This window comes from Nocardioides sp. (assembly GCF_036401255.1).
Classification (GTDB): domain Bacteria; phylum Actinomycetota; class Actinomycetes; order Propionibacteriales; family Nocardioidaceae; genus Nocardioides.
The window spans coordinates 1-10,888 of the sequence record NZ_DASWVI010000089.1 but is presented as its reverse complement, the minus strand read 5'-3'; the positions used below and the strand labels follow the sequence as shown (position 1 = coordinate 10,888).

Sequence of the window (10,888 nt, the reverse complement as noted above, 5' to 3'; positions counted from 1 at the left end):
CCACCGGGCACCCCGCCGCCGGCGGCCGTTCAGGCGCACCCGCACCCTGGCCGGCGCGCTCGGCGTGACGGTCCTCGGCGCGGCTCTGCCCGGCACCGGCTATCTGTGGACGCGGCGTCGCCTGGGGTACGCCGTGCTGCTGCCGTTCCTCGCCGGGCTGGCCCTCCTCGGCCTGTACGCGCGCGACCTGGACCGGCTGCTGGACTTCGCGTTCGACCCCGCCCGGCTCCGCGTGGCCGCGGTCGTGGTCGCGGTCGCGTTCTTGGGGTGGGCGTTCGTGGTGGTCACGACGTACGCGATGGCACGGCCCCGCGGGATGAGCCGGCTCGAGGGCGGCCTCGGGGCGCTCGTGGTGTTCCTGTTGTGCGTGCTGGTCGCGCTGCCGGCGTTCCAGACGGTCCGGATCGCGATGACCCAGGCCCACTTCGTCGCCACCGTGTTCGACGACGAGCGGACCCAGACCACCCCGGAGGGGGCGACCGAGGCGGACCCGTGGGCGGGCCGCGACCGGGTCAACGTGCTGCTGCTCGGCGGCGACGGCGGCATCGGTCGCACGGGCATCCGCACCGACACCGTGATCCTGCTCAGCATGGACACCCACACCGGCAAGTCGGTGATGTTCAGCCTGCCGCGCAACATGATGAACGCGCAGTTCCCGGCGGACAGCCCGTTGCACGACGTCTTTCCCGAGGGTTTCCGTGGCGAGGGCGACCCGGGCAACTGGATGCTGAACGCGGTCTACGGTCAGGTGCCGGCGCTCTACCCGCACATCCTCGGCGACTCAGAGAACGAGGGCGCCGACGCGGTCAAGCAGGCGGTCGCCGGCAGCCTCGGCACGCACGTCGACTACTACGTGCTGATCAACCTGCTGGGCTTCCAGCAGCTGGTCGACGCGATCGGTGGCGTGACCGTCAACATCAACGAGCCGATCGCCATCAACGGCAACACCGACCTCAACATCCCGCCGACCGGGTACCTGCAGCCGGGCCCCGACCAGCACCTCGACGGCTTCCACGCGCTGTGGTACTCCCGCGGCCGGTGGGGGTCCGACGACTACGACCGGATGCTGCGCCAACGGTGCATGGTGAGCGCGATCATCGACGAGGCCGACCCGCTCAACGTCCTGACCCGCTACCAGGACCTCGCCAAGGCCGGCGAGGAGATCCTCCGCACGGACGTGCCCCGCAAGCTGATGCCCGCGTTCGTCGACCTCGCGCTGAAGGTCAAGGACAAGAAGATCCGGTCCATGGCGTTCGTCCGCTCCGACGAGTTCTTCTCGGGCGACCCCGACTATGCCTGGATGCAGTCGGTGGTCGCCAAGGCACTCGCCCCCCGGTCCGGCGGCGGCGCGAAGGAGGATGCCGGCACGCCGGTGAAGACCGACGACGCGTGCGGCTACCACCCGGAGGGCTGAGCCGTCCGCCGCGTCGACCGGGGCGCAGTCAGCCGGCGCGCACCTTGCGGGTGGCGACCGCCCGGCTGACCGCATCGCTGCCGGCGTAGCGCACCGTCATCGTGTGCCACCCGGGCGCCAGGTCACGCAGCGAGACCCTCGCGGTGCCATGGCGCAGCGTGAGCTCCCGGCTCACCCCGGCGACGCGCACCACGACCGGTCCAGTGACCTCGCTGACGCCCGGGGCTGTCACGTCGATCGTCACCTTGATGCGGTGGCGGAGGCGCTCCACGTCGAGGCGGAGCCGTGGATCGGTCTTCACCCGGGCCGACCGGGGCGTCTCGAGGGTGGTGCTGGTGTAGCCGGTCCGCGAGAGCGTCACCTGGGCGGAGAGCCGCGCGCCGAGGTCGAGGTTGGTGAGCTGGTACGTCGTGCCGGTCGCGTTCAGGACGGGCTGGCCGTCGCGCAGCCACTGGATCGACACCTGGACGCTGGAGTCGGCCGGCGCGAACGTGCCCGGGTCGACGGTCAGGGTCTCGCCGAGGCGGGCCTCGCCCTGCAGGGCGGGGGCCGTGCCGATGGTGAACGTGCCGGGAGCGACCGGGACGGTCGGCGCCGCGGAGGCCGTCACCGCCGTGTAGCCCGCACGGTTGGCCGTCACCTGTGCGTCGATCGTGCGGCCGACGAGCTCCGGGCCCAGACGCAGCGTGGTGCCCGTGGCGTCGGCGATCGGCTGGCCGTCCGCGAACCACTGGAAGGTCAACGTCGGCTCGGGGTTCCAGGTGCCGGGGGAGAGGGTGAGGGTGGCGTCGACCTTCGCCTCGCCGGTGATGCCGGGCGCCTGGAGGTTGCGCAGCTGGCCCGGCTGCACCGGTTCGGTCGCCGCGGAGGTCGCCGACGCGGTCGGATAGCCGAGCTGGGAGGCCGTGGTCTTCACGGTGACCTGCTGGTCCAGCCGGGCGCGGGTCAGCTTCAGGGTCGCGGCGTCGGCGCCGGCGATCGGCTGGCCGTCGGCGAACCACTGGTAGGCGACGTCGACGGACGACGGACGCCAGGTGCCCGGGGTCGCGGAGAGGACCGCCCCGACCTTGGCGGTGCCGGTGATCACGGGCGCCGCGGCGTTGACCAGGGACTTGTCGTTGAAGTGCACGAACCCGCTCGGCCAGTTGCCGCTGCTGCGGGTGACGACCGCCCAGGAGAAGTCGCCGTTCCAGCTGTCCTGGGAGACGACGATCTCGTCGGCCGACACCACGCGTTCCACGTAGGCCACGTGGCCCGCGGACCCGGCCGGCCCGGTGTTGGCCCGCCACCACGCCACGGCGCCGACGCGCGGGGTGCCGTCGGTGATCCGGGGCATCGAGGAGCCCCAGTACGTCGCGTTGCCCCCGCCCGACCAGGGGCGCTCGTTGGGCAGGCCGCTCTTGACCATCCGGTAGGCCGCGTAGTTGGTGCAGTTGTGGCCGGCGTACATCCGCCAGTACATCGTCTTGTTGTTGGCGGCGTAGCCCGCGTTGCCCATGCCCGCGTCGCGGCAGGCCTGGTAGCCCATGCACAGGTAGGCGCTGCGCTTGAACACCGCCGACGGCTCGCCGCCGTCCCTGCCGTCCCTGCCCCCGTGGAGGGCACCGGCCTTGCCTGGAGCCGGTGCGCTGCCCGCGCCGGCGGCGGTCGCCGCGGTGGTCGGGGCGAGCGCGAGCAGCCCCGTGACCAGCACCGTCAGCAGCGCGGTGGTCAGGGGCGCGAGCAGGCGGGGCCGCGGCGTCACGGTTGGGAGTCTAGGGACAATTGAGCCCTGATGGGAACGAAGTGACGAAAAAGTCAAGCAGACACGCCGCTGCCCTGGGTTAAAACTACAGAGGTGTAATTCTGCCAGGGCGTAGCCGCCGAGCCGCCGCCGGGGCCGCACTAGGCTGCTCCCGACGAGAAACGAGGCCTGATGCAACCCGACGAACGCCCCTGGGCGAGCAGCTACGCACCCGGTGTCCCCCTGGACATCGAGGTGCCCGAGGAGTCGCTCGTCGACCTCCTCGAGGCGTCCGCCGAGCGGTTCGCCGACCACACCGCCCTGGACTTCTTCGGCGCCACCACCAGCTACGCCGAGCTCGCCGACCAGGTGGCGCGCGCCGCGGAGGGACTGCGCCGCCTCGGCGTCATCGCGGGCGACCGGGTCGCCCTGGTCCTGCCGAACTGCCCCCAGCACGTCGTCGCGTTCTACGCGGCGCTGCGGCTCGGTGCGGTGGTCGTGGAGCACAACCCGCTCTACACCGAGGAGGAGATGACCTTCCAGCTGGGCGACCACCGCCCGACGGTCGTGGTCGCCTGGGACAAGGTCGCGCCGATGGTCCGGCGGATCGTCGAACCCCTCGGCGCCCGCACGGTGCTGGCCGTCAGCCTCCCGGCCGCCCTGCCGCGGCTCAAGCGCCTGGCCCTGCGCCTCCCGGTGGCCCGTGCGGCCGCGACCCGCGCCGCGATGACCGGTCCCGCGCCCGGCATCCCGCGCTGGGAGAAGCTGCTGCGACACCCGGCGATCGACCCGGCCCATCCGCGTCCCACGAGCGCCGACGTCGCCCTCCTGCAGTACACGGGTGGCACGACCGGGCGCCCCAAGGCCGCCGTGCTCACGCACCGCAACCTGCGCGCGAACGCCGCCCAGGGCCGGGCCTGGATGCCCGGGCTCGTCGACGGCGGCGAGGTGGTCTACGCCGTGCTGCCGCTGTTCCACGCCTACGGGCTCACGCTGTGCCTGACGTTCTCGATGAGCATCGGCGCGACGCTGGTGCTGATGCCGCGCTTCGACGTCGACCAGGTGCTCGAGACGATGTCACGCCGCCCGGCGACGTTCCTGCCCGCCGTACCCCCCGTCTACGAGCGCCTCGCCGTCGCCGCCCGCGACCGGGGCGTGGCCCTGTCGTCGATCCGCTACGCGATCTCCGGGGCGATGTCCCTGCCCCCGGACGTGGCCGCGCTGTGGGAGTCGGTCGCCGGTGGTCTCCTCGTCGAGGGCTACGGCATGACCGAGACCTCCCCGGTCGCGCTCGGCAACCCCGCGGGCGACTCCCGGCGCATCGGCTCGATCGGGGTGCCGTTCCCCTCGACCGAGGTGCGCGTCGTCGACCGGCACGATCCCTCGCAGGACGTCCCGACCGGCCACGAGGGCGAGCTGCTGCTGCGCGGCCCGCAGGTGTTCGCGGGCTACTGGGAGCGACCGGCCGAGACGGCGGAGGTGGTCCTCGCGGACGGCTGGATCCGCACCGGCGATGTCGTCGTCATGTCCGAGGACGGCTTCTTCACGATCGTGGACCGGATCAAGGAGCTCATCATCACTGGGGGGTTCAACGTCTACCCGAGCGAGGTCGAGCACGCGCTGCGCGAGCTCCCGGGGATCGTGGACGCCGCCGTCGTCGGGCTTGCGTCCGAGCACGGCGACGAGGAGGTGGTGGCAGTCGTCGTGCTCGCGGCCGGCCACGAGCTCGACGAGGACGCGATCCGGTCGGGCTGCCGCGAGCACGTCGCGGCGTACAAGGTCCCGCGTCGGGTGTACGCCGTCGACGCGCTGCCGGTGTCGATGATCGGCAAGGTGCTGCGACGCCAGGTGCGAGACGAGCTGCTCGCGCGCCTGGCGGGCTCCTCGCCGGCCACGTGACGGCGCTCGCAAACCGGCGTCGGGGGCAGTCGATCTCCCGTACCGTGGACGCAGGGAGGTGGCGGCGGTGTTCGCGGAGGCACGGCTCAGCGACGGCAGTCGGGCGCTGATCTGGGACCTGCTGCCCGGGGACCGGGAGGCGGTGCGCGAGGGCTTCGAGAAGCTCTCGGAGGAGACCCGGTTCCACCGGTTCCTCGCCGCGGTGCCGCACCTGACCGAGACGATGCTCGACCACCTCGTCGACGAGATCGACGGCGTCGACCATGTCGCGCTCGCGCTCGTCGTCGTCGACGCGGCGGGCAACGGCGTCCCGGCCGGGGTCGCGCGGATGATCCGCTACTCCGACGAGCGCGACGCCGCGGACGTCGCGGTGACCGTCATCGACGAGTTCCAGCGGCGCGGCGTGGCGACCGCGCTGCTCGGCGAGCTGATGCGCCGCCGGCCGGCCGGGGTCACGCGGCTGGTCACGACCGTGACCGCCGACAACGCGGCGTCGCTCGCGATGCTGCGGCGCCTGGGGCCCACGGTCGCCGAACCGGCGGGTCCGAACCGTCTCGACGTCGTCGTCGAGCTGCCCGACCACGGGCCGGACGACCCCGAGTCGGACGTCGTGGCGGCCGCAGGAACCGACCCGGAGCATCCGTCCGCAGCGGGGGACGAAATCCTCTAGCGGGTGGGAGGGGGCGCGACGAACGTGGTGCTGTCCGGAAGAGGGTGACATCCGTGGACTCGACGATCCCCACGTACGACGACACGCGACCGGGGCAGGCGGCATCGCTGGCTCGGATGTTCTACGACCGAGTCGCGGCGACTCCCGATCTGGAGGCGTTCCGCTACCCGGACGGGGACCGTTGGAGATCGCTCACGTGGCGGGAGGCCGACCAGACAGTCCGGACGCTGGCCGCCGGGCTGCTGGCGCTCGGCATCCGCCCGGAGGAGCGGGTCGCGATCCTCAGCGGCACCCGCGTCGAGTGGCTGGAGGCCGACCTGGCCATCATGTGTGCGGGTGCGGCGACGACCACCGTCTACCCGACCACCAACGCCGACGACGTGGCGTTCATCCTCTCGGACAGCGGCTCGCGCGTGGTGTTCGCCGAGGACGACACCCAGATCGCCAAGCTGCGGGCCTGCCGTGACCGGCTGCCGGACCTGGTGCGGGTCGTCACGTTCGACGGCCACGCCGACGGTGGGTGGGTGCTGAGCCTCCCCGACCTGGTCGCGCTCGGCGCGCGGCGGCTCGTGGAGGACCCTGCTGCGGTCGACCGGGTCGTGGCGGCCATCGGTCCCGAGCACCTGGCGACCCTGATCTACACCTCGGGCACGACCGGTCAGCCCAAGGGCGTCGAGCTTCCGCACCGCTGCTGGACCTACATCGGGGCGGCCGCCGACCGGCTCGACATCCTCTCGCCCGAGGACCTGCAGTTCCTCTGGCTGCCGCTGTCCCACTCCTTCGGCAAGATGCTCGAGGCCGTCCAGCTCCAGATCGGCTTCCCGACCGCGATCGACGGGCGCCTGGAACGGATCGTCGACAACCTCGCTGTGGTCCGGCCGACCTTCATGGCCGGCCCGCCGCGGATCTTCGAGAAGGTCCACGGCAAGGTCGTGCAGACGGTCGAGGAGGACGGGGGCGTGAAGGCGGTCCTGTTCGGCTGGGCCTTCCGGGTCGGTGACCAGGTCGCCCGCAGCCGGGCGGCCGGGGGCCGGCCGTCCCGGCTGCTGTCGGCCCAGCACGCCGTGGCCGACCGACTGGTGCTCAGCAAGATCCGCCAGCGGCTCGGTGGCCGGATCCGGTTCCTGGTGTCCGGCAGCGCCGCGCTCTCGCCCGACGTCGCACGCTGGTTCCACGCCGCAGGCCTGCTGGTGCTCGAGGGTTACGGCCTGACCGAGACCAGCGCCGGGACGTGCCTGGTGCTGCCGCACGACCCCGTCTTCGGCTACGTCGGCAGGCCGCTCGCCGACACCGAGGTCCGGATCGCCGCCGACGGCGAGATCCTCGTCCGCGGACCGGGCGTCATGCGCGGCTACCACCACCTGCCCGAAGCCACCGCCGAGGTGCTCAGCGACGACGGCTGGTTCGCGACCGGTGACGTCGGCGAGCTCGATGCCCACGGCCGCCTGCGGATCACCGACCGCAAGAAGGACCTGATCAAGACCTCCGGTGGGAAGTACATCGCACCGCAGGCCATCGAGATCATCTTCAAGGCCGTCTGCCCGCTCGCCAGCCAGATGATCGTGCACGCGGACGGTCGCAGCTACGCCACGGCGTTGATCGCCCTCGATCCCGACGCCCTGCTCCAGTGGGGCAGAGCGCAGGGGCTGCCGAGCACCGACTACGCCGCGCTCGCGGGAAGCACTCAGGTCCACGACTACGTGCAGGCCTGCGTCGAGCAGCTCAACGCCCGGCTGAACCGGTGGGAGACGATCAAGAAGTTCCGGATCCTCGACCACGACCTCAGCGTCGACACCGGTGAGCTCACGCCGAGCATGAAGGTGCGCCGTCGGGTCGTCGAGACGGCGTACGCCGAGCTGCTCGACTCGATGTACGTCGGCTGAGCGGACGTCGGCTGAGTGCGCGGCGAAGGGGCCGAACGACGAGATCCCCACCCCGCCGGAACGGGATGGGGATCTCGATCGGTGTCCGAGGGGGGACTTGAACCCCCACGCCCTAATACGGGCACTAGCACCTCAAGCTAGCGCGTCTGCCAATTCCGCCACCCGGACGAGTGCGGGTGGAACTGTAGCAAAGGGATCGGCCGATCCTCGCATCGGCACCACCACCCCCGGATGACATGCTGGGGCCATGCCTCACGACCCGCGCACCGACCCCTCGCCGGCCGGTCAGGACGCTGCCCCCGACCCGGCCGCCGAGGTCGTCGAGGTGTGCCGTGAGCTGATCCGGATCGACACCTCGAACTACGGCGACCAGGACGGTCCCGGGGAGCGCAAGGCCGCCGAGTACGTCGCCGCACTGCTCGACGAGGTCGGCATCGAGGCGCGGCTGCACGAGTCCCACCCCGGCCGCACCAACGTGCTCGCCCGGTGGGGAGGGTCCGCCACCGACCGCGGCGGGCTCTTGCTGCACGGCCACCTCGACGTCGTACCGGCCGCCGCCGAGGACTGGGCCGTCGACCCGTTCTCCGGCGAGGTCCGCGACGGCTACGTCTGGGGCCGGGGCGCGGTCGACATGAAGGACTTCGACGCGATGCTGCTCTCCGTGGTGCGGGCCCGGCAGCGCGCCGGCCGGGTGCCGGAGCGGCCGATCACGCTGTGCTTCACCGCCGACGAGGAGGCGGGCGGCCACCGGGGCGCCCAGGTGCTCGTCGACGAGCAGGCCGAGGAGCTCGAGGGCTGCACCGAGGCGGTCGGGGAGGTCGGCGGATTCAGCGCCACGGTGCGCGGCCGCCGGATGTACCTGATCGAGGCCGCCGAGAAGGGCATGGCCTGGATGCGGCTGACGGCGCGCGGCCGGGCCGGCCACGGGTCGATGATCAACCCCGACAACGCCGTGAGCCGGCTCACCGCGGCCGTGGCCCGGATCGGGGCGCACGAGTGGCCGGTGCGCCTCACGCCGACGATGCGCACCCTGCTGGCCGCCGTGGCCGATCTCGCCGGCACCGAGGCGACGCCGGAGAACGCGCCCGCGCTGGTCGAGGAGTTCGGCGACGCGGCGCGGATGCTCGGCGCGGTCATCCGCAACACGGCCAGCCCGACGATGCTCAGCGCCGGCTACAAGGTCAACGTCGTGCCGACGGAGGCCACCGCCCACGTCGACGGCCGGTTCCTGCCCGGGTTCGAGGACGAGTTCTTCGCGACGCTCGCCGAGCTGGTCGGCGAGGGCGTCGACATCGAGCACGTCAGCCACCAGCAGCCGTGGGAGACGCCGTACGACGGCGACCTCGTCGACGCGATGACCCGCTCGCTGCTGGCCGAGGACGAGGGCGCGATCGTGGCGCCGTACCTGCTGAGTGCCGGCACCGACGCCAAGCACTTCCGCCGGCTCGGGCTGCGCTCCTACGGCTTCGTCCCGCTGCGGCTGCCCGGGGACCTGGACTTCACCGCGCTGTTCCATGGGGTCGACGAGCGGGTGCCCGTCGACGCCCTGGAGTTCGGCGCGCGCGTGCTCGACCGGTTCCTCGACGAGGCCTGAGCCCCTCAGCCGAACGCGCCGCCCGGCCCGAACACCAGCCGGCCGAACCGCTCGCCGATCAGCCGGTGGCTGGCCGCGTCGGGATGCAGGTGGTCGGGGAGCGGCAGGTCGTCGTGGTCGGCCGCGCCGTAGAGCGCCCGGCCATCGAGGTAGTGCAGGTGCGGGTCCTGCCGCGCCCGCTCGCGCACGATGCGGGCGAGCTCCTCGCGGATCACGCCGAGCGTGAGCTTGCCGGTCGCGCGGTCCGCGGGGTCGCCGAGGGCGACGAACCGGACGCCGTCGGAGAGGTCCGGGGCGCTCGGGCCCGGCGTGTCCTCGTGCATGGGACACCAGATCGGGGAGACCACGAGCAGAGGGGCGTCCGGGTGGCCCTCGCGGATGGTGTCCAGGAAGCCGTGCACGGCCGGGCCGAACGCGCGTTGCCGCATCAGGTCGAGGTTGACCAGGTTGATGCCGATCTTGACGCTCAGCAGGTCCGCCGGCGCCTCGCGCATGGTGCGCGCCGTGAACGGGTCGAGCAGCGCGCTGCCGGCCAGCCCGAGGTTGACCAGCTCCACCCCGCTCGCGGCGGCCGCCAGCGCCGGCCAGGTGGTCGAGGGGCTCGCGGCGCTGGACCCGTGGCTGATCGAGCTGCCGTGGTGGACCCAGACCCGGCGGCCGCGGTCCGGCAGCGGCTCGACGGGCGCGTCCGTACGGAGCCCGACCAGCTCGGTGATCTCCGAGTAGGGCAGCCAGACCTCGACGTCCTTCGGCCCCGGCGCCAGGCCCTCGAACGCCACCGTGCCGACGACTCCCTGCTCGAGCGTCGCGGCGCCGGTCGCGAGCTCGACGGTGAGCAGGTGGCCACCCGGGGCGATCGCCCGGCCCGCGAGCCGCCCGTCGACGACGAGGTCGTAGACGCCGTCCGGGCGGCCGTCGAGGCCGGCGTACGTCATCTTCGTCGCGAGGACGTCGAGCTCGATCGTCGTCGCCTCGGTGCGGAACGCCACCCGGACGCCGGAGGGCTGCGCCTCCGCCATCGCGAGCTGGGCGTCCGCGCACTGCGCCCGCGCCCAGGCCGGCAGCCGGTGCGGCCGCAGCCCGTGCTCGGTCGGCTCCAGCTCGCTGGCCCCGCGCACGAGCGCGGCCGTGATCGGGGTCGCGACCCGCGCCGGTCTCATGGCAGCAGGGTGTCAACCGGTGGGCGTCGTCCGCAAAAGGGTCCCCCGCAGGTCGGCGTCCCGCTGGCCGTCGGCGCCTGCGGTTTGGTCACCAACGACAATCCGGGAGCGCTCCCAACTGCGGTTGGTGACCAAACGGCAACACCCCGGGAGCCACGGCGAGCCCGGGCCGGCGTGGCGCCTCAGGCGGTCCGGACGGCCCGGATGATCTTGCGGCGCAGGACGACCCGGCGGGTGCCGTCGGCGGTGATCCGGACCCGGTCGAGCTCCCAGCCGCCGTGCTCGGCGCGTTCGACGAGCAGCTTGGTGACCACGTTGCGGGAGAACTCCCGGGAGAACGTCACCTTGTCGAACTCCCACTCCACCCCGCGGGCGGGCGGTCGGCGCAACGCACGGCTCATGGGGTCTCCTTCGGCATCGGCGGGGTCAATCTGCGGAGACGTCGTCCAGGGCGTCGGTGATCTCGGAGGGCAGGCTGAGCTCCTCGACGCCGAGCGCGCCGCGCAGCTGGGCGGCCGTGCGCGCGCCGACGACCGGGGCGGTGA

8 protein-coding genes and 1 tRNA gene are annotated in these 10,888 nt (G+C 72.7%); 5 read left to right on the top strand and 4 right to left on the bottom strand.

Features of this window, described 5'->3' with window-relative positions:
• On the top strand, positions 1 to 1,414 hold a 1,414-nt coding region (locus VGD85_RS04195; RefSeq protein WP_331062193.1), incomplete at its 5' end, for an LCP family protein.
• A 28-nt stretch (positions 1,415 to 1,442) separates the two neighbouring features.
• On the opposite strand, the gene VGD85_RS04190 is transcribed toward VGD85_RS04195, so the two are convergent.
• Complete coding sequence (locus VGD85_RS04190; RefSeq protein ID WP_331062192.1) at positions 1,443 to 3,158, bottom strand: CHAP domain-containing protein; 1,716 nt, start codon at positions 3,156 to 3,158, stop codon at positions 1,443 to 1,445.
• 171 nt (positions 3,159 to 3,329) lie between these two features.
• On the opposite strand from VGD85_RS04190, the gene VGD85_RS04185 reads away from it, so the two are divergent.
• From VGD85_RS04185 to VGD85_RS04175, 3 genes are all read left to right on the top strand, one after another.
• The gene (locus tag VGD85_RS04185; protein WP_331062191.1) at positions 3,330 to 5,036 is read left to right on the top strand and encodes a long-chain-fatty-acid--CoA ligase; all 1,707 of its coding nucleotides are present in this window, start codon (positions 3,330 to 3,332) and stop codon (positions 5,034 to 5,036) included.
• Between the two features lie 67 nt (positions 5,037 to 5,103).
• Complete coding sequence (locus tag VGD85_RS04180) at positions 5,104 to 5,706, top strand: GNAT family N-acetyltransferase (protein WP_331062190.1); 603 nt, start codon at positions 5,104 to 5,106, stop codon at positions 5,704 to 5,706.
• Between the two features lie 53 nt (positions 5,707 to 5,759).
• On the top strand, positions 5,760 to 7,589 hold the full coding sequence (locus VGD85_RS04175) for a long-chain fatty acid--CoA ligase (RefSeq protein WP_331062189.1): 1,830 nt from the start codon (positions 5,760 to 5,762) through the stop codon (positions 7,587 to 7,589).
• An 82-nt stretch (positions 7,590 to 7,671) separates the two neighbouring features.
• Here VGD85_RS04175 and VGD85_RS04170 read toward each other — a convergent pair.
• Positions 7,672 to 7,757: transfer RNA gene (locus VGD85_RS04170), tRNA-Leu, on the bottom strand.
• Between the two features lie 79 nt (positions 7,758 to 7,836).
• On the opposite strand from VGD85_RS04170, the gene VGD85_RS04165 reads away from it, so the two are divergent.
• The gene (locus VGD85_RS04165; protein WP_331062188.1) at positions 7,837 to 9,183 is read left to right on the top strand and encodes a M20/M25/M40 family metallo-hydrolase; all 1,347 of its coding nucleotides are present in this window, start codon (positions 7,837 to 7,839) and stop codon (positions 9,181 to 9,183) included.
• A gap of 5 nt (positions 9,184 to 9,188) precedes the next feature.
• On the opposite strand, the gene VGD85_RS04160 is transcribed toward VGD85_RS04165, so the two are convergent.
• Both VGD85_RS04160 and VGD85_RS04155 read right to left on the bottom strand, forming a co-directional pair.
• Entirely contained in the window at positions 9,189 to 10,343 is a 1,155-nt protein-coding gene (locus tag VGD85_RS04160; RefSeq protein WP_331062187.1) for a GDSL-type esterase/lipase family protein, read from the bottom strand.
• Positions 10,344 to 10,525: 182 nt separating this feature from the next.
• Positions 10,526 to 10,744 (bottom strand): DUF5703 family protein, encoded by a 219-nt coding sequence (locus tag VGD85_RS04155; RefSeq protein ID WP_331062186.1) that lies wholly within the window; start codon positions 10,742 to 10,744, stop codon positions 10,526 to 10,528.
• Positions 10,745 to 10,888 lie beyond the last annotated feature (144 nt).